Annotated in this window: 18 protein-coding genes and 1 pseudogene; 10 read left to right on the plus strand and 9 right to left on the minus strand. The window is 63.3% G+C overall.

The genetic code is table 11. The annotated features are described in order from the left end of the window. Positions 1 to 209: 209 nt before the first annotated feature. Positions 210 to 650 carry a transposase gene (locus JNK99_RS11900; RefSeq protein WP_366518758.1) on the plus strand — a complete coding sequence of 147 codons (441 nt, stop codon included), beginning with the start codon at positions 210 to 212 and terminating at the stop codon, positions 648 to 650. Between the two features lie 260 nt (positions 651 to 910). Here the strand turns inward: JNK99_RS11900 and JNK99_RS17690 are convergent, their stop codons facing one another. Then, the gene (locus JNK99_RS17690) at positions 911 to 1165 is read right to left on the minus strand and encodes a transposase (RefSeq protein WP_366518759.1); all 255 of its coding nucleotides are present in this window, start codon (positions 1163 to 1165) and stop codon (positions 911 to 913) included. Here JNK99_RS17690 and JNK99_RS11905 point away from each other — a divergent pair. Beyond that, positions 1049 to 1318, plus strand: coding sequence for a hypothetical protein (locus tag JNK99_RS11905; protein WP_291853280.1), 270 nt, complete (start codon positions 1049 to 1051; stop codon positions 1316 to 1318). The genes JNK99_RS17690 and JNK99_RS11905 overlap by 117 nt on opposite strands. Positions 1319 to 1409: 91 nt before the next feature. Here JNK99_RS11905 and JNK99_RS11910 read toward each other — a convergent pair whose 3' ends face one another. The 8 genes and pseudogenes from JNK99_RS11910 to JNK99_RS11945 form a co-directional block, all read right to left on the minus strand. Beyond that, on the minus strand, positions 1410 to 1676 hold the full coding sequence (locus JNK99_RS11910) for a winged helix-turn-helix domain-containing protein (RefSeq protein ID WP_291853282.1): 267 nt from the start codon (positions 1674 to 1676) through the stop codon (positions 1410 to 1412). Positions 1677 to 1788: 112 nt separating this feature from the next. Beyond that, positions 1789 to 2661: a UTP--glucose-1-phosphate uridylyltransferase GalU gene (gene galU / locus JNK99_RS11915; RefSeq protein ID WP_291853285.1), complete on the minus strand. Its 873-nt coding sequence runs from the start codon at positions 2659 to 2661 to the stop codon at positions 1789 to 1791. A gap of 1330 nt (positions 2662 to 3991) precedes the next feature. Then, the gene (locus JNK99_RS11920; protein WP_291853288.1) at positions 3992 to 4978 is read right to left on the minus strand and encodes an Rpn family recombination-promoting nuclease/putative transposase; all 987 of its coding nucleotides are present in this window, start codon (positions 4976 to 4978) and stop codon (positions 3992 to 3994) included. A 272-nt stretch (positions 4979 to 5250) separates the two neighbouring features. Further along, positions 5251 to 5589: a MarR family EPS-associated transcriptional regulator gene (locus JNK99_RS11925; RefSeq protein WP_291853291.1), complete on the minus strand. Its 339-nt coding sequence runs from the start codon at positions 5587 to 5589 to the stop codon at positions 5251 to 5253. Positions 5590 to 5761: 172 nt separating this feature from the next. Continuing rightward, positions 5762 to 6049, minus strand: a pseudogene (locus tag JNK99_RS11930) (MBL fold metallo-hydrolase RNA specificity domain-containing protein); the annotation flags it as partial. Positions 6050 to 6191: 142 nt separating this feature from the next. Next, positions 6192 to 7238: a GDP-L-fucose synthase gene (locus JNK99_RS11935; RefSeq protein WP_291853294.1), complete on the minus strand. Its 1047-nt coding sequence runs from the start codon at positions 7236 to 7238 to the stop codon at positions 6192 to 6194. Positions 7239 to 7250: 12 nt separating this feature from the next. After that, the gene (gene gmd / locus JNK99_RS11940) at positions 7251 to 8375 is read right to left on the minus strand and encodes a GDP-mannose 4,6-dehydratase (RefSeq protein ID WP_291853297.1); all 1125 of its coding nucleotides are present in this window, start codon (positions 8373 to 8375) and stop codon (positions 7251 to 7253) included. Positions 8376 to 8459: 84 nt separating this feature from the next. Then, positions 8460 to 8981 carry a transcription termination/antitermination protein NusG gene (locus JNK99_RS11945; protein ID WP_291853300.1) on the minus strand — a complete coding sequence of 174 codons (522 nt, stop codon included), beginning with the start codon at positions 8979 to 8981 and terminating at the stop codon, positions 8460 to 8462. A 362-nt stretch (positions 8982 to 9343) separates the two neighbouring features. On the opposite strand from JNK99_RS11945, the gene JNK99_RS11950 reads away from it, so the two are divergent. The 8 genes from JNK99_RS11950 to JNK99_RS11985 all read left to right on the plus strand — a co-directional run. Further along, positions 9344 to 10783, plus strand: coding sequence for a TolC family protein (locus JNK99_RS11950; RefSeq protein WP_291853302.1), 1440 nt, complete (start codon positions 9344 to 9346; stop codon positions 10781 to 10783). Continuing rightward, positions 10780 to 11979 carry an efflux RND transporter periplasmic adaptor subunit gene (locus JNK99_RS11955; RefSeq protein ID WP_291853304.1) on the plus strand — a complete coding sequence of 400 codons (1200 nt, stop codon included), beginning with the start codon at positions 10780 to 10782 and terminating at the stop codon, positions 11977 to 11979. The genes JNK99_RS11950 and JNK99_RS11955 overlap by 4 nt, the downstream gene beginning before the upstream one ends. After that, a complete protein-coding gene (locus JNK99_RS11960) occupies positions 11979 to 12683 on the plus strand; it encodes an ABC transporter ATP-binding protein (RefSeq protein WP_291853307.1) in 705 nt (234 codons plus the stop codon). The genes JNK99_RS11955 and JNK99_RS11960 overlap by 1 nt, the downstream gene beginning before the upstream one ends. Continuing rightward, complete coding sequence (locus JNK99_RS11965) at positions 12677 to 13897, plus strand: ABC transporter permease (protein ID WP_291853309.1); 1221 nt, start codon at positions 12677 to 12679, stop codon at positions 13895 to 13897. Before JNK99_RS11960 ends, JNK99_RS11965 begins: the two co-directional genes overlap by 7 nt. Positions 13898 to 13942: 45 nt before the next feature. Continuing rightward, positions 13943 to 14464 carry a gamma carbonic anhydrase family protein gene (locus JNK99_RS11970; protein ID WP_291853312.1) on the plus strand — a complete coding sequence of 174 codons (522 nt, stop codon included), beginning with the start codon at positions 13943 to 13945 and terminating at the stop codon, positions 14462 to 14464. Positions 14465 to 14676: 212 nt separating this feature from the next. Continuing rightward, positions 14677 to 14925, plus strand: coding sequence for a chaperone NapD (locus JNK99_RS11975; protein ID WP_291853315.1), 249 nt, complete (start codon positions 14677 to 14679; stop codon positions 14923 to 14925). A 7-nt stretch (positions 14926 to 14932) separates the two neighbouring features. After that, positions 14933 to 17455: a nitrate reductase catalytic subunit NapA gene (napA, locus tag JNK99_RS11980; protein WP_291853321.1), complete on the plus strand. Its 2523-nt coding sequence runs from the start codon at positions 14933 to 14935 to the stop codon at positions 17453 to 17455. A 103-nt stretch (positions 17456 to 17558) separates the two neighbouring features. Continuing rightward, the coding region (locus JNK99_RS11985; protein ID WP_291853318.1) for a 4Fe-4S dicluster domain-containing protein at positions 17559 to 18064 on the plus strand (506 nt) is incomplete at its 3' end.

An 18064-nucleotide genomic window follows, 5' to 3' on the forward strand; every position in this document is an offset into this window, starting at 1 on the left:
GAGGTTCATCTCATCGAGGAACTCGCGCTTGCGAGTGCGCTTGGTCTTGCGCTCGAATCCAGTGGTGCTCAGACTCAGTTGTTTCATGGCTTCAACACTGCACTTCCCGTGCCAGTGGGGAGGTTTTGCAGAGTTTCCCTAACTGGTCGGAGTACGACCGCGCATGTCGTGGTCGACTTGACGGGCCTGAAGATTTTCGGGGAAGGCGAATGGGCGAAAGCGGGGTTTCGGGAAGCACTGCGTCCCGCCGCTGCAGCCGGTTGGCTGTGCAAAGCCAACCGTGGAACGGTGCGTCCGCACGGAGTCGGCAAGCGTCGCACCTGGCGCAAGACGAAGCCACCCAGGACCTCATCGGCATTGAAGTCACCACCGCCGATCGGGGCGATAGCGAGGGTTTCCCCGGTCTGCTCGATCAGGTCGAAGGCGATCTCTCTCAGGCGTCGGCTGATGGCGTCTACGACAGCCACGGCTGCCACGCGGCGATCGCCGAGCGGGACGCGCGTGCTTGCGATCCCGCCCCGCGACAGCGTCGTGCCCTGGGGAGGCGATCAGCCCCGCGACGCCATCCTCAAGAAAATCGAGGTCAAGGGACTCGCCGGTTGGAAGAACGAAAGCGCCTACCATCCGGCGCAGCCCTGCCGAAAACATGAGGTACCGGCTCAAACAACTGGGCAGCCGCCTGTACTCCCGAACCTTCGAACGGCAGATGAATGAACCCCACGTCCGGGCAGCAATCATCAACACCTTCACCTACCTGGGCATGCCGCAGTTCGCCCGAGTGGGGCAAGTTGCGCCTGCTGCATGAAGCAGGGCGGAAATAGGGAGAATTCATGCCGAAGACGAGAAATCTATCCTTATAGTATTTTAGTAAATACCAATGGTTCGCCAACGCCCTCCCTTTGACCTCACATCATCTCTCTGAGAGCTGGGGCACAACATGACAGACCGGGCCATGGACTAACGAAACATCCGCCAAACTCATGAAATACTCACAGAAACTGAGCTGTGGCGAATACGGTGACAGAAAAAAGCGTTTGAGTTTGCTCTGTTGTACGCTGACGAGTTCCTGAACCCGCTTTGCCTTGTGCGCGGGGCGCTCATCGACAATAAGGAAGACTGGTTGCTTGGCACCCCCTCCAGCAGGCGCTTCAAAAACTCGTCGCACACTTGCGCTTCGACCAAGCCATCGCGCAGTATGAAACCAAACCTGCCCTGGGCACTGACCGCCGACAAGCTGTTCATGGAGCAACATCGGTTGATTGCCTTGACCACCGATGTTCGCCCGACAGGCACCCACCAAAGGGTACCAGCATGGTGATCGGAGCACGCACCTACCTCGTCACCAAAGTAGATGAGGGCGCCCCCGCCGCCTTGGCTTCCGAACGGATCGCCGGAGAGGTTTCTTCCTATCAGGTTCCGACCCATACCGCGTCTTGCTGCCACGCCCGGTAGGGCGGACGCTGCGCCGAAAGGCCCAGAACCCACAGCAGGTGGCTGACCGATCCCTTCGACAACCGCTGACCAAACTGACGGTACAGGACTTCTCCGAGCTGCGCCTGCAACGCATATTCAAACGGGTATTGGCTGGGCGTCTGATCATGCAGAGCCATCGCCAGCCAGAACATTTCCTCCACCGTCACCTGTTGCGGTCGCCCGGGAATCAGTTTGACGAGCACAGCTTGTTTTGCCCACCGCGGGCAACATCCGACCGCCAGTGGAAGACTGGTACGTACATCAAGCCCAAATGCTCTGGCAACGCTGCTTGCCAACGCGGGGGACATTGGCTGGTCAGCGTCTGCTCAACCAAGCGCTGAACTCGCGTCCGAGTTCGGGATGAGACTCGCCGAGGACAACGCTGGCCTGCATCAGGCCCAGCTTGCTGCCACAGTCGTAACGCGTTCCGCGATAGCGATAGGCGAAGACCTGCTCGCTGGCGAGCAGCGCGGCAATGCCGTCGGTTAACTGTATTTCACCGCCGGCACCACGCGGCTGCGCCCGGATACGGTCGAAAATGGCCGGCGTCAGGATGTAGCGTCCAGCGACCGCCAAGTTGGAGGGAGCAACGCCTGGCGCCGGTTTTTCTATCAGGTCTTCGATGCCGATGAGATCGGATGCGGCTGGTTCGCACTTGACGATCCCGTAGCGGTTGGTCTCGCTCCAGTCCACTTCCTGTACCGCCAGGATGCTGCTCTGTTGTCCGGTGAAAAGTTCGGTCATCTGCTGCATGATCGGTGGCTCACCAATCATCAGGTCATCGGCCAGCAGCACGGCAAAAGGCTCGCCGCGCACCAGACGTTCGGCGCACAGGACCGCGTGGCCCAGACCCAACGCCCGCGGCTGACGAACGTAGACGCAATCCATGTCGTCCGGCTTGATCGAATGTACCAGCGCCATCAAGTCGTCTTTGCCCGTCGCCACCAGTTCTGCCTCGAGCTCGTAGGCCGTGTCGAAGTGGTCCTCGATCGCGCGCTTGTTGCGACCGGTGACGAAAATCATCTCCCGAATTCCCGCAGCATAGGCTTCTTCGACTGCATACTGGATCAGCGGCTTGTCTACCACCGCCAGCATTTCCTTCGGACTCGCCTTGGTCGCCGGCAGGAAGCGCGTTCCGAGCCCGGCAACGGGGAATACCGCCTTTTGAACCTTGGTCTGAACGGTCATTCGGCTTGCCATGGAATTACGTTTGAATCGCGTGCCGGCTCGTCGGTCGTTTCTCCATGAACCTGAAGATTGACCGATAATGGAGCGATTGTTCTTTCATCCTCTTGCCGCGAAAGAATCAGCGAGCGTGGACAGGTGAAGCCGCGGCAGCGAAGGCCATGGCGAGCAAGACGAGGAGATGGGAATCAGGCTGGGGGGAATCCGTTCTTTCCGAATACCTCCAGCCAGCGAGGGGCGTTACATGCGACGGACACGGCTTCGAAGCCGATGACCGAATCCCGGTGGTGCGACTGGTAACAAGAGCGAACCGGGACAACAGGCACCGCACCCAGGATTGCGCAGCATCAGAAATCTTGTGCGTGAGGTGCAGGCGTTACAGTCACCTTTGCAACTCAACGCGGAAGCAAATGGGCGACCCGTCGTCATGGTTGTAAAACAGCACAGATCGGAGCACTGACAGGACGTCGACCTGTCGCCCGTGCAGGACGCGGCAATCCCAACGCCAGACCAGTGCGGCCAACGCAAGGATCTGCCACCGAGCCGTCGCTTTCGCTCATCAGGCCAAGACCGAGGCCACCATTGCACTCATCGTCGTCCATCCTGGAGCCAAAGGCACGTATCCCTGGCAAGGCTGTGCATGGCTCCAATTTCTCGCGGGGTCAGGCACGAGAGCCCTCGGCATGGATACGGTGCGCACCTGACGAAACTCGTCGGTACACCGTCCCTCCTCAAGCTCATGCATCACCCCGGCCTGCAGATGCTCGACAGCGAATTTTGTGAGGTGTTGTGCCAGTATGTTCTCCCCCAGCACGTGGCAGACATCGCTGAACGGTAATGCTGGCCAGCGAATTGGCGACAGAACAGCGCCCGCAGGCAGCGGGGACTGGCTGGGACTCAAGCGGCCTTGAGGCACGCTACCGCCATGCCCGAACGCTTTGGGCATCCAGCAGGAAGTATTGCATACAGACTTTGACCCGAGACCGGCAACAGATTGTTCTGGCATCTTCACATCGGCTTACTGCCGGCCCTGGTCTTGGGGGGCGGGCAGCATGCCGCTTGCCCTGGTGTCTCGCTCCGGGACAGCATCCCTTTACGGCACAGTGCGCCGACAAGCAGAACGAATGTTGACACCGGCTGATGGCGCCCAACAGGAAAAAATTCACGAAACGTCGGCCCAAAGCCAAGCGGCTGGCCAGAGGCATGCTCGACGAAATCGCCCCGTTAGTCGTGCAGTTTTGTCACTGATGTCGCGGCCATCCCTCCATCCCTTGGTCAGGGTGGTCAGTGGCGTCCCCCCGATCAGAGGAGTCAATAGGCTACCGCCCAGGAGTCACGGCTCCCTGAAAACATCCTCGAGCGCCTTCGCTTCCAGCAACTCGAGGCCCCAGGTTTCGAGCTGAGCAGGACCCGCTTTGGCAAGGCATTCGTCAACCCACGCGGGCAAAGCGCCAAAACGACGTTCGAGCAGCTTCCGCAACAGGGCGTTTTCACCTTCTTGGCGCCCCTCTTGGCGGCCTTCCTGGCGGCCTTCCTGGCGGCCTTCCTGCTTCCATTGCCTGGTCCATTCCTCGACAGTTTCGGCAAGCATGGCATTGATCTCCTGTAACTCGTTGACCTCCGGCATTTGCTGCCCAGGCATCAACCGGCGGAGGACTATGCGGTTGATCCAGACGACGAAAGCGCGCCGAAGACTGGCGTGCTCCGGTCCTTGCAGGCGACTGGTCAACTGCGCCAACGCCTGCCGGACATCCGACGGCGCAGCACTGGTTTCGAGGCGAATGATGCCCGCAACGGTATTTTGCGTATCCGCCAGGCACTCCTCGCCAACGGCATTCTCGGCCAGTAGAAAGTAGCGTTGGGCAGGAAAATAACGCCGCAGGCTGCCCGCAAAGGTGTCAATCAGCTCGCCAACGTCGCGCGCCGCGCCCCAGGGCTGGCGCCCATTGTAGAGGACCAGCGGGAAGACCGGCGGCAGTTTCTGACCTCGCCGAACTTCACCCGATTTGATCAGATTCTGATAAAGGAGACCAGTGTATACCATCATGCGTAGCGCCATCCACGGATCTTCCGTGCTCTGGAACTCGAGCAACAGGTACACATAGAGCCACGCGTCCTGACAACGGACACGCCAGATCAGGTCGTCTTCACGCTCACGCAGGTCGTCGCTGACATAGCTCCCGCTGATCCTTTCCAGCGTAGCAAAATCGAGGTCTTCAACCCAGTCTTCCCCAACGAAGCCCCGCAGCAGGTCTTCGACAACCCTGGGGTGCGCGAATAGCAGTTTGTAGCCCGAATCATGAGACGTATCCACGGACATGCCAACTCCTTCATCGTGGTCATCTCCAGCCACCACTGCCAGCGGACCGCTCCTTGCCACACGGGCACGCTACCGCCATGCCCGAATGCTCAAACATTCAGCAAATGGTCAGGGCCGATCCTGCCTCAAAGCGACCCATCCTTCTGGGCCTGACTCATTCCCAGGGAGTGCGCTCCGGTCACCTTCCCTTCAGCGCCCGGCCGGCCACTGCGCGCCGGTCGCTCAATGTGGCGCGGCGGGTGCGACGACTGCGCTGTACACCCACCATCCGCTCAGGAGCGTCGGTCCTCGCCGCCCAACTCGGCGCGGATCGCCTCGATCTCCGCCTTCAGGGCCAGGTACTCCTGTTCCTTGCGCGCCAGGTAGCTACGGGTAAGTTGCAACTTCGCACCGATACCTTCCGGAGTGAGCAGATAGGCATACTTGAGCTTGTTCTCGGCGCGCAGGAAGTTGCCGGCCTTGATATGGCCCTTGCTCAGCAAGGCCTTGAGCAAATAGTTGATCTTGCCCAAGCTGACCCCGAGCCGTCCGGCAAGCTGCCGCTGGCTGATCTCGGGTTCAGCGTCGACGATCTTGAGAATGTGCAGTTGTGCCTGCTCCGCTGGCGTCATGACAGATGTTCAAGTGGTGAACGGCGATGATAAGCGAAGCGAGCGGAACGGGCAAGAAATCGTGATGGGCAATGGCTCACCAAACGTTCCGCGACAGAACATACGCCACCCCTGATGTGTAAAACTCCACACTTGGCCTGACAGCCGCGTCGCCGTGCACCAGACGGACCTACCGCGGCCGATTGCCCATGCGCCCGATGAAGTTCAGCAGATTCTTCTGGTCGGCATGCGCCGAATAGCCACCCAGGGTGTGAATGCCGGCACGAATCGCGTAGCGCTGACCGTCGAGGTCGACACGCCCGCCGCGCGGACCGTACTTCTGGATGTCTCGACCCGACGTACCTGCCGCCTGATAGCCGATCAGGAGAACGTCGTGGCGCGGGTCACCGAGCATCGCCTCGAGGTGGTTGACGATCCGCCCGCCGCTGCACATGCCGCTGGCGGCGATGACGACAGACGGAGCTGGCGGCAGGAGCCGGTCACGCCATCGACGGCACCGTGCTGGATTATCGAGCAACTCGGGAGCATGGGCCGAGTGACGAGCTCAGCTAGGCAGCAGCCGGGTCGGGAAGCGGTTCGGGCAAGGAGAAGCCGGTGCCGGATCAGCGCTGCAGGAAATCCGCATAGGCCCGCCGCAACCCCTCCTCCAGGCCGACCTGGGCGCGGCAACCAAGCCCATGCAGGCGCGAGACATCGAGCAGCTTGCGCGGCGTGCCGTCGGGTTGGCTGGAATCGAATTCGACGCGGCCGGCGTAGCCAACCACCTTCGCCACCGTCTCGGCCAGTTGCCGGATGCTCAGGTCTTCGCCGCTGCCGACGTTGATGTGCGAGAGCATGGGTCGGGTGTGCGCATCGTAGGCCGACTTGTCGAGGCTCATGACGTGCACGCTCGCTTCGGCCATGTCGTCCACGTAGAGGAACTCGCGCATCGGCGTACCGGTGCCCCAGAGCGGCAGACAGGCTTCCGTATCAGAGCCGCAGGTGGCGTACAGATGATGCCTGAGGTCGGCCGGGATCGGGCCGTGGCGCGCCTCGTCCTGCTCGATGGCCGCCCAGTCGTGCCCGGTGGCGAGTTTCGCCAGGTGCAGCTTGCGGATCATCGCCGGGATGACATGGCTGTTCTGCAGGTCGTAGTGGTCACCCGGGCCGTACAGGTTGGTCGGCATGACGCTGCGGTAGTCGGTGCCGTATTGGCGGTTGTAGCTCTCGCACAGCTTGATGCCGGCGATCTTGGCGATGGCGTAGGCTTCGTTGGTCGGTTCGAGGGTCCCGGTCAGCAGTGCTTCCTCGCTCATCGGTTGTGCAGCGTGCTTGGGGTAGATGCAGCTGCTGCCCAGGAAGAGGAGTCGCCGTACGCCGGCCAGCCAGGCCTGGTGGATGATGTTGGCCTCGATCATCAGGTTCTGATAGATGAACTCGGCCGGATAGGTGTTGTTGGCATGGATGCCGCCAACCCTGGCCGCCGCGAGATACACCTGCGCGGGCCGTTCGGCCGCGAAGAAGTGACGCACCGCAGCCTGATCGGTCAGATCGAGTTCGGAATGGCTACGCGTGATGAGCCGGCTGTGTCCCTGGCGCTGCAAGACCCGAACGATGGCGGAACCGACCATGCCGCGATGGCCGGCGACGTAGATCCTGGTGTCAGTCATGTCTGTCGGTGCTCATTCGTGGTGGTCGAAGGTCTGGAAACCGGCGAGTTTGACCAGGGCGTCACGTCGTGCCGAGCTGTAGTCGGCCAGCACCATTTCCTTGACCAGTTGGTGCAGGCGGGTGGTCGGCGTCCAGCCAAGCTTGTCGCGCGCCTTGCTCGGATCGCCGAGCAGGGTCTGGACTTCGGTCGGACGGAAGTAGCGCGGGTCCACCCGAACGATGACGTCGCCCGGCTTGACCCTGGCCTGATTGCCATCGACCTGCGCGACGACACCCACCTCGTCCACGCCCTCGCCATCAAACCGGACGCTGATGCCCAGTTCGCTGGCGGCGAACTCGACGAACTGGCGGACGCTGTATTGCACGCCGGTGGCGATGACGAAATCCTCCGGCTGCTCCTGCTGCAGCATCAGCCATTGCATTTCGACGTAATCGCGCGCATGTCCCCAGTCGCGCAGGGCACCCAGATTGCCGAGGTACAGGCAGTCCTGCAGTCCGAGGGCGATGCGGGCGATGGCACGGGTGATCTTGCGGGTGACGAAGGTTTCGCCGCGGACCGGACTTTCGTGGTTGAAAAGGATGCCGTTGCAGGCATAGATGCCGTAGGCCTCGCGGTAGTTGACCGTGATCCAGTAGGCGTAGAGTTTGGCCACGGCGTAGGGGCTGCGCGGGTAGAACGGGGTGGTCTCCTTCTGCGGCGTCTCCTGGACCAGGCCGTAGAGCTCCGAGGTGCTTGCCTGGTAGAAGCGGCTTTTCCTTTCCAGTCCGAGAATGCGGATCGCCTCGAGCATGCGCAGGGCGCCGACGCCATCGGCGTTGGCCGTGTACTCCGGCTCCTCGAAACTGACGGCGACGTGGCTCTGCGCCGCCAGATTATAGATTTCGTCGGGCTGTACCTGCTGAATGATGCGGATCAGGCTGCTCGAGTCGGTGAGGTCGCCGTGGTGCAGGATGAAGCTTCGGTCCTTCTCGTGCGGGTCTTGGTACAGGTGGTCGATGCGGTCGGTGTTGAACAGCGAACTGCGCCGCTTGATGCCGTGAACTTCGTAGCCCTTGGCCAGCAGCAGCTCAGCCAGATAGGCGCCGTCCTGGCCGGTGACGCCGGTGATCAGGGCAACTTTCTTGGGAGAGGTCATCGAGGTCTTTATCCCTTGGGGTCGGTTTGTCGTGTCTGGTTGACGAGGTTCCGGATGCGCCGGAAGGCGCGCGACTGAAAGAGGTTAGGTCAGCGCCAGGTGAGCGGCCGGGATGGCCACGGGTTTCTCGCGGCCGAGCAGGCTGAGCAGGACAGTGACACGCTCATCGGCGACCCTGGAGACAATTCCGGACATGCCCTTGAGCGGACCGAGCGTGATGTCCACCGTGTCGCCCTCGCGAAACGGGCACCCGCGTTCCTCGACGGAGCGTGCCTGTTGTGCCGCCAGGACGCGGATCGCTTCGAGCAAGGCTTCATCCAGGGTGGCCGGGAGAGTACCGAAGGTGACCAGTCCGGTCACGCCTGGAGTGCTGCGGATCGGCGAAATGCTTTGCTCGGCACGACCACAGCGGACGAAGCCGTAACGCGGAAACATCACCTGCTGCTGCTTCGTCCAGCCACCCCTGGTCTTCTCCCAGCGGGTCAGCATCGGCAGACAGACCTCGTAGCCCTGTTCCTCGAGTTTGCGCACCGCCAGCGCCTCACGCCGCGGCTTGGTGAAACAGACGTACCATGGTCGGGCAGGAGGAGGCAGAGTAGAAGACACGCGGCTTGGGCGGACAGGGCTGCTCACGGGCAGCGGGGAAAGATGAACATCCGGCGAGGGCGAGAAGTATCCCCGGAACGAGGGGCTGCCGTCAAATCACTTCCCGTCCGGAACCGGGGGAACAGCAGACCGACGGCTTCCCGGCGGAAGATCGTTTCGGCCAATCTCCGGGCCGACAGCGCCAACCCATGGCCGGGTCGTCGAGGGCAAAAACGGGCGGTGCCGGCTGGCCAGCAAAGAACTGCCATAACGCCTGGACCACCACGTTTGAAACATTTTCTAACGTCAGAACGAGCCACCAGGTGGGTCTCCGGAGGTTTGGCCACGCGAGATCGCAGCCAGGCTGGCTATACTAGCGAAAAATGAGCTATTCGACACCCCCCCGGCGCACCCGCAGCAACCCTGGCGTTGGCCGCCACCGCCTCGCTCTCGCCACCCTGCTGGCCAGCCTGGCCAGCGAACTGCCGGCCTTCGATCGCAGCGATCCGTTCGCCACGAGCGCCATCACCCCTGCCCGTCCGGCCCTGACCGTCGAGCGCGGCCCCCTGCCCTGCCAGGTATTGCCGGCCGATGCCGCCTACGGCATGGTCGAAGTGGTGGACCTCGCCCTGTGCCAGAACCCGACGACGCGCGAAGTATGGGCGGCCGCCCGCGTCCGCGCCGCCGAGGTCGGCCTGGCCCAGGCCGACTTCCTGCCGACCGTGAACGGAAGCGTCAGCGCCAGCCGGCTGCGGATCGATTCGCGCAGCGCCAACCAGCGCAACGCGTCGCTGACACTCTCCTGGCTGCTCTTCGACTTCGGCGCCCGTTCGGCCAACCTCGAAGTTGCGCGCGAGCTGATGAACGCCGCTGCGTCCACCCTCGATGCCACCGTGCAGAGCGTCTTTCTGAACGCGCTGCAGGCCTACTACAACGCCCAGGCCGCGCGCGCCGCGGTGAGTGCCGCGCTCGAATCGGAAAAAGCCAGCCGCGAAAGCCTGACTGCCGCCGAAGTCCGCTACCGGATCGGCAACGGTACCCTGGCCGACCGACTACAGGCGCAGACGGCCTGGTCGCAGGCGACACTCTTCCGCATCCGTGCCGAAGGGGTGCGCCAGAACAGCCTCGGCCGCTTGGCCAACGTCATGGGACTCGACGCCAACCGGCCGCTGCGCCTCGACGAACCCCCGGCCGCCCGGCCCGAGGAGCACTTCGCCGACGATCTCGCTGCGCTGATCGCCGAAGCGCGTCTCCGTCGCCCCGAACTCAAGGCCGCCGAGGCCGAGTTCAAAGCCGCCGAAGCAGGCATCGACTACGCCCGCGCCAGCGGCTTGCCAACCCTCTCGCTCACCACCGGTCCGCAATGGGAAGACCTCGGCGGCGCCTCGGCGCACGGCAACTCGGTCGGCCTGACGCTCAACCTGCCGCTCTTCTCGGGCTTCACCACCACCTACAACGTACGGGCCGCCCAGGCTCGCAGCGAGGTCGCCGCGGCCCGGCGCGACAACGTCCGCCAGCAGGTTGCGCTCGAAGTCTGGGAAGCCTGGCAGAACCTCAACACCGCCACCCAGACCCTGCATACCAGCGCCGACCTGCTGGCCAGCGCCGAACACTCGGAGCGCGTCGCCCTCGGACGCTACAAGGCGGGGGTCGGCACCATCCTCGACCTGCTCAACGCGCAGAGCGCTCTGGCCAACGCCCGCCTGCAACGCGTTCAGTCGGCGCTCGACTGGCAGGTTTCGCGCGCCACCCTGGCCAGGGCGCTCGGCGCCCTCGACGGCCAGTTGTTGGCGCTCAATCTCCCGCAACCCGATCGCCGATGAAGCTCTCCGTCAGAAACTCCGTCCTTGCCCTCCTCCTCGTCTTGCTCGCTGGCGGCGGCACCTACTGGTACCGCCAGAGCGGCAGCGAATCGCTCGAACAACGCTACAAGCTGCAGACCATCGAACGCGGTGACCTCACCCAGACCGTTTCGGCCAACGGCACGCTCAACCCGGTGGTGCTGGTCAATGTCGGCACGCAGGTCTCGGGCACGGTCACCAAGCTGTATGTCGACTTCAACGACCAGGTCGAAAAAGGTCAGCCGCTGCTCGAACTGGACGACCGCCTGCTCGCTGCACAGGCCCGTCAATCGGCGGCCAACGTGGTGAACGTCGTCGCCGCCCTCGACCTGGCACGCGCCAACGAGGCCCGCATGAAGGCGCTGTTCGAGCAGGACTATGTATCGCGTCAGGAACTCGAACAGGCGGTGCAGACCCGCCGTTCGAGCGAAGCCCAGCTTGCCCAGGCGCGGGCGGCTGCCGACAAGGATGAGGTAAACCTGCGCTACACGACGATTCGCTCGCCGGTATCCGGTGTCGTGGTCGACCGCGTCGTCGACCTCGGGCAGACGGTCGCCGCCAGCCTGCAGACGCCAACCCTGATCAAGATCGCGCAGGACCTCTCCGAGATGCGCATCGACTCCAGCTTCGCCGAGGCCGACATTGGCAAGATCCGCGAGGGACAGAAGGTGCGCTTCACGGTCGACGCCTTTCCCAACCGCAATTTCCAGGGCGAAGTGCAGCAGATCCGCCTCAACCCGACGACCCAGCAGAACGTCGTCACTTACAATGTGCGCGTCTCGCTGTCCAATCCCGAACATCTCCTGCTGCCCGGCATGACGGCCTACGTCAGCATCGGTGTGGCCAGCCGCCAGGACGTGCTGCTGGTGCCCAACGCGGCACTACGCTTCAAGCCGGCCGACGGCAACGGCGCCAGGCCAGCCACCGCACAGGCGCCAGCGGGTATCCCAAAGCCCGCCGGGGAAGGCGGCGGCAGGAAGCGCGAGACCGCCAGCGGCACGGCGTATCGCGTCGAGCAGGGCGAACTGAAAGCGGTCAGCGTGTCGCTCGGGATCACCGACAACCGCAACAGCGAAGTGCTTGGCGGCGATCTCAAGGCGGGTGATACGGTAGTCGTCGGCGAGAACGTCGCCACCCCTAGCGGCAAACCGAGCAGCGTCGGGATGCGCTTGTTCTGATGAGCGAGGCGGTGATTCGCACGGTCGGCCTGAGCAAGTCGTATCTGACCGCGGCCGGATCCTTCCCGGCCCTCAGAGGGGTCGATCTGACCATCGCGCCAGGCGAGTTCGTCGCCATCATGGGCCCCTCGGGCTCGGGCAAGTCGACCTTCATGAACCTGCTCGGCTGTCTCGACACGCCGAGCAGCGGCGATTACTTTCTGGTCGGGCGCAACGTCGCAAAACTTGCCCGGGACGAACTGGCCGCCCTGCGCAACCGCCGCATCGGCTTCGTCTTCCAGGGTTTCAACCTGCTGCCGCGCATGAGCCTCGAAGACAACGTCGCCCTGCCGCTGGTCTATGCCGCGTGCCCCCGCGACGAGCGCCGGCAGCGCGCGCGCCGGGAACTCGCGCGCGTCGGTCTGGGAGACTATGCCGGCGCCCGTCCCAGCCAGATCTCGGGCGGACAGCAGCAGCGGGTGGCGATTGCCCGAGCGCTGATCAATTCGCCGCAACTGATCCTCGCCGACGAGCCAACGGGCAATCTCGACAGTCATACCAGCACCGAGATCATGACGCTGTTTGCCGACCTCAATCGGCAGGGGATCAGCATCGTGCTGGTCACCCACGAAGCGGACATCGCCGCCTACGCGGGCCGCCAGGTCCGCTTCCGTGATGGACGGCTGGTCAGCGACCAGCCGACACAGACACTCGCCGCATGTTGAAGGCAATGCTCGGCGAGGCCTGGCAGGCGATGGGCGCCAACCGCCTGCGCAGCGGGCTGACCATGCTCGGCATGGTGATCGGCGTCGGTTCGGTGGTGCTGATGCTGGCCATCGGCCAGGGCGCGCAGTACGCCGTGGCGCAGACGATCAGCACCATGGGCAGCAATCTGTACATCCTGATCTCCGGTTCGACCAGCACCGGCGGGCTGCGCAGTGGTGGTGGCGGTGGTCCGACACTGACCGTCGCCGACGCCGACGCGATCGCCGAGCTCGACGGCGTGGCGAATGTGGCCCCGGTGCAGCAGGGTACGCAGCAACTGGTCTATGGCCCGAACAACTGGAGCGCGACGGTGGTCGGCACGACGCCACCCTACCTCGAGGCACGCGCCTGGACACTGGTCGCCGGCTACCCCTTCGGCGATTCGGACGTGCGCGCGGCGACCCGGGTGGCGCTGATCGGCCAGACGGCGGCTGACAATCTCTTCCCCAACGAGGATCCGCTGGGCAAGACGATCCGCATCCGCCAGAGTCCTTTCGTCATCGTCGGCGTACTCGGCAAGAAAGGGCAGAACCTCGATGGCCGCGACCAGGACGACACCCTGATCATTCCGCTGACCACCGCCCAGCGCAAGGTTTTCGGCAACCCTTTCCCGGGCTCGGTGCGGATGATCATGGTGCAGGCGACCTCGGCCGAGGCGATGCCGGCGGTCGAGAAAAGCATGATCGCGCTGCTGCGCCAGCGCCATCGTCTGCGTGACGGGCAGGACAACGACTTCTATCTGCGCAATCTGGCGGCAGCGGCCGATTCGGCGGCCGAGACGACGCGCGTCATGTCGCTGCTGCTCGGCGCCATCGCTTCGGTTTCGCTGCTCGTCGGCGGTATCGGGATCATGAACATCATGCTCGTCTCGGTGACCGAACGGACGCGCGAGATCGGAATCCGGATGGCGATCGGTGCGCGCCAGCGCGACATCCTGGCGCAGTTCCTGTTCGAAGCCCTGATGATCTCGGTCGCCGGCTGCCTGATCGGCCTGCTCCTCGGTATCGGCGGCGCGCTGCTGACCAACACGCTGACCGACATGGTGATCGTCATCTCCGGCGCCGCGGTGCTGGTCGCCTTTGCCGTTGCCGCCGGCATCGGGGTCTTCTTCGGCTATTATCCGGCCCACCGTGCGGCGGCGCTCGATCCGATCGAGGCGCTGCGCCATCAGTAGCCGACCAGGCTGCCTTTCCACCCTTGCAACCCAGAGGCCATCATCATGTCCATTTACCTCCTCGGCACCCGGCGCCCACAACTCGATCCGCAGAGCTGGATCGCCCCCAACGCAACCGTCATCGGCAACGTGTACCTGGCAAGGAATGCGTCGATCTGGTGGAACGCGACGGTACGTGGTGACAACGATCCGATCCGCATCGGCGAGAACAGCAACATTCAGGACAACTCGGTGCTGCATACCGACGAAGGTGTGCCGCTGACGATCGGCCGCGAGGTGACCATCGGTCATCTGGTGATGCTGCACGGCTGCACGATCGGTGACGGTTCGCTGATCGGCATCGGTTCGGTGCTGCTCAACCACGCGGTGATCGGCCAGGGCTGCATCGTCGGTGCAAACTCGCTGATCCCCGAAGGCAAGGTCTTCCCCGACCATTCGCTGATCGTCGGCTCTCCCGGCAAGGTGGTCCGCCAGCTCAGCGCCGACGAAGTGGCCCGCCTGCGACACAGCGCCGCTCACTACGTCGACAACTGGCAGCGCTACCAGCACCAACTGACCTCCCTGTAAGAACCCGCTGGAGACCCTGGCAGCAGACCGCCGGGCCCCCCTGCACAAACCTTGCGGCGAACCGTCAGCGATTTTTTTCCAGCTTGATTTGCATCAAGAAAAAGCCTCCGTCAGGAGCTTAGAGTGTCCGCCTGACGCAAGCTCCCCGGGACCATCCCGGCAACCGCCGGCAAGGCGGCCCATCCGCTTGCGAACAGGAGTGTCTCGAGTTCATGAATATCTCCAGCGTGCTGGTCTACGCACGGCCACGGGCGCTGCAACAGGTTCAGCAAGCGCTGTCGGCTCTTGGCGGCACGGAGGTACATGCCGCGACCGACGACGGCCGCCTGATCGTGACGATCGAGGCCGACTCCGTGCAAGCCGTCGCAGACCTTTTTGCGCACATCAATCAGCAGCCGGGCGTGCTCTCGGCATCAATGGTTTACCACCAGTTCGAACCCGATCCTGATGAGGAAGCATGAGATGAAACTGACTTTGACCCGTCGTGACTTTATCAAGAGCCAGGCGGTTGCCGCCGCGGCCAGCGTCGCCGGCATCGGCGTTCCCGGTCTGGCGCAGGCAGCCGCGCCGGCGAAGGATGACGGCGTGCGCTGGGACAAAGGCGCCTGCCGTTACTGTGGCACCGGTTGCGGCGTACTGGTCGGAACCAAGGATGGCCGCATCGTCGCCACGCAGGGTGATCCCGACGCGCCGGTCAACCGGGGGTTGAACTGCATCAAGGGTTACTTCCTCTCCAAGATCCAGTATGGCAAGGATCGCCTGACGACGCCGCTGCTGCGCATGAAGGACGGCAAGTTCGACAAGAACGGCGAGTTCACCCCGATCTCCTGGGAGCAGGCCTACGACATCATGGCCGAGAAATGCAAGGCAGCACTCAAGAAAGGCGGCCCGCGCAACATCGCGATGTTCGGCTCCGGCCAATGGACGATCTGGGAAGGCTATGCTGCGGCCAAGCTGATGAAGGCCGGCCTGCTGAGCAACAATATCGACCCCAATGCCCGCCACTGCATGGCTTCGGCCGTCGCCGGCTTCATGCGCACCTTTGGCATCGATGAGCCGATGGGCTGCTACGACGACATCGAACACGCCGACGTCTTCGTGCTGTGGGGCTCGAACATGGCCGAAATGCATCCCATCCTCTGGTCGCGCGTCACCGATCGTCGCCTGACCGGCAAGGACGTCAAGATCCACGTGCTGTCGACCTTCAGCCATCGCTCGACCGAACTGGCCGACGGCGAACTGATCTTCAAACCGCAGAGCGACCTGGCGATCCTCAACTACATCTGCAACTACATCATCCAGAACAATGCGGTCAATCAGGAGTTCGTTGCCCGCAACGTGAATTTCAAGAAGGGGGTCACCGACATCGGCTACGGCCTGCGGCCGAACCATCCGCTCGAGAAGGTGGCGATGAACAACGGTTACCCCGGCGAAGATGGCAAACCGAAGGGCAATCCGGCCGCCGCCAGCCCGATGAGCTTCGACGAATTCAAGGCCTTCGTCGCCGAGTACACGCTCGACAGAACGCACGAGATCTCGGGTGTGCCGAAGGACAAGCTCGAAGCCCTGGCCAAGGCTTACACCGATCCGAAACTCAAGGTCACTTCCTTCTGGACCATGGGTTTCAACCAGCACACGCGCGGTACCTGGGTCAACAACATGATCTATAACGTGCACCTGCTGGTTGGCAAGATCTCCGAGCCGGGCAACAGCCCCTTCTCGCTGACCGGCCAGCCTTCAGCCTGCGGCACGGCGCGCGAAGTCGGCACCTTCTCGCATCGCCTGCCGGCCGACATGGTGGTGACCAATCCGAAACACCGTGAGGAAGCGGAAAAGCTGTGGAAGCTGCCCGCCGGCACGATTCCCGACTGGATCGGCGCACATGCCGTCGCCCAGAGCCGTCTGCTCAAGGACGGCAAGATCAACTTCTACTGGACGACGACGACCAACAACATGCAGGCCGGACCGAACGTCAATGACGAGATCTTCCCTGGCTGGCGCAACCCGGACAATTTCATCGTCGTCTCGGACGCCTACCCGACGGTTTCGGCGATGTCCGCCGACCTGATTCTGCCGGCGGCCATGTGGATGGAAAAGGAAGGCGCTTTCGGCAATGCCGAACGCCGCACCCAGTTCTGGCGCCAGCAGGTCAAGGCGCCCGGCCAGGCCAGGTCCGACCTCTGGCAATACATCGAGTTTTCCAAGCGCTTCAGGACCGACGAGGTCTGGCCGGCAGCCCTGCTCGACAAGAACCCAGAATACAAGGGCAAGACGCTGTACGAAGTGCTCTTCGCCAATGGGCAGGTCAACAAGTTCCCGCTCAGCCAGACCTACAAGGGCTTCGACAACGACGAGTCGCGGGCCGTCGGCTTCTATCTGCAGAAAGGCCTGTTCGAGGAATACGCCGCCTTCGGTCGTGGTCATGCGCACGATCTAGCCGAGTTCGACGCCTACCACAAGGCGCGCGGCCTGCGCTGGCCGGTGGTCGGCGGCAAGGAAACGCTGTGGCGCTTCCGCGAAGGCTATGATCCCTATGTCAAGAAGGGTGAGGGCGTAAAGTTCTATGGCCATTCCGACGGCAAGGCGGTCATCTTTGCCCTGCCCTACCAGCCCGCGGCGGAAATGCCGGACAAGGACTACGACCTCTGGCTGTGCACCGGGCGCGTGCTCGAACACTGGCACACCGGCTCGATGACGCGACGCGTTCCCGAACTCTACAAAGCGATGCCCGATGCCTGGATCTACATGCATCCGGAAGATGCCAAGAAACGGGGTCTGCAACGTGGTGACGTGGTCAAGACCGTCACCCGCCGCGGCGAAATCCAGTTGCGCGTGGAGACGCGGGGCCGCAACAAGCCACCGGTCGGCCTGGTCTTCGTGCCGTTCTTCGACGAGCACCGCCTGGTCAACAAGCTGACGCTGGACGCCACTTGCCCGATCTCGAAGGAAACCGACTTCAAGAAGTGCGCTTGCAAGGTGGTCAAGGCCTGAACGACCAAGCCGGATAATCAGGGAGTGCCGGGGCGGGCAGCACATCGCCCGCCCACCGGCTGAACCACCCCCCGGTTTCTCGTCATGTAGTAGTCATGCCCTCATGCCCAAGGCAAAAGACAAACCCGGTCGCACCCCGTCCAGCCAGGCGAGAATGCTGTCGCCGGCACGCCGACAGTTCGTTGTCGATTCCGCGCGACTGCTCTGTGGCGTGGGCATCGTTGGTCTGTGCCTGGCAGGCTACAGCAAGCAGGCTCTGGCCAAACCGCCGCTGGCCATCCGTCCGCCCGGCGCCGGCCCGGAAGAAGCCTTCCTCGGCGCCTGCATCCGCTGCGGCATGTGCGTACGCGACTGCCCCTACCACATCCTCGAACTGGCCCGGCCGGAAGCACCGGTCGCCACCGGCACCCCCTATTTCAGGGCGCGTAGCGGGCCGTGCGAGATGTGCGAGGACATTCCCTGTGTCAAAGCCTGCCCGACCGGCGCGCTCGACCATGGCCTGACCGACATCAACCAGTCCCGGATGGGTCTTGCCATCCTCTCCGATCAGGAAACCTGCCTGAACTTTCTCGGCCTGCGCTGCGATGTCTGCTATCGCGTCTGCCCGGT

The sequence above is a fragment of the Accumulibacter sp. genome, assembly GCF_016789985.1.
In the GTDB taxonomy this organism is placed as follows: domain Bacteria; phylum Pseudomonadota; class Gammaproteobacteria; order Burkholderiales; family Rhodocyclaceae; genus Accumulibacter.

Excerpts from the sequence above, each read along its gene's own strand:
- JNK99_RS11955 (WP_291853304.1), top strand. The coding sequence starts at position 10,780 with ATGAAGCTCTCCGTCAGAAACTCCGTCCTTGCCCTCCTCCTCGTCTTG.
- JNK99_RS11960 (WP_291853307.1), top strand. The coding sequence starts at position 11,979 with ATGAGCGAGGCGGTGATTCGCACGGTCGGCCTGAGCAAGTCGTATCTG.
- JNK99_RS11975 (WP_291853315.1), top strand. The coding sequence starts at position 14,677 with ATGAATATCTCCAGCGTGCTGGTCTACGCACGGCCACGGGCGCTGCAA.
- galU (WP_291853285.1), bottom strand. The coding sequence starts at position 2,661 with ATGACCGTTCAGACCAAGGTTCAAAAGGCGGTATTCCCCGTTGCCGGG.
- JNK99_RS11920 (WP_291853288.1), bottom strand. The coding sequence starts at position 4,978 with ATGTCCGTGGATACGTCTCATGATTCGGGCTACAAACTGCTATTCGCG.
- JNK99_RS11935 (WP_291853294.1), bottom strand. The coding sequence starts at position 7,238 with ATGACTGACACCAGGATCTACGTCGCCGGCCATCGCGGCATGGTCGGT.
- JNK99_RS11900 (WP_366518758.1), top strand. The coding sequence starts at position 210 with ATGGGCGAAAGCGGGGTTTCGGGAAGCACTGCGTCCCGCCGCTGCAGC.
- JNK99_RS11965 (WP_291853309.1), top strand. The coding sequence starts at position 12,677 with ATGTTGAAGGCAATGCTCGGCGAGGCCTGGCAGGCGATGGGCGCCAAC.
- JNK99_RS11925 (WP_291853291.1), bottom strand. The coding sequence starts at position 5,589 with ATGACGCCAGCGGAGCAGGCACAACTGCACATTCTCAAGATCGTCGAC.
- JNK99_RS11950 (WP_291853302.1), top strand. The coding sequence starts at position 9,344 with ATGAGCTATTCGACACCCCCCCGGCGCACCCGCAGCAACCCTGGCGTT.
- JNK99_RS11970 (WP_291853312.1), top strand. The coding sequence starts at position 13,943 with ATGTCCATTTACCTCCTCGGCACCCGGCGCCCACAACTCGATCCGCAG.
- gmd (WP_291853297.1), bottom strand. The coding sequence starts at position 8,375 with ATGACCTCTCCCAAGAAAGTTGCCCTGATCACCGGCGTCACCGGCCAG.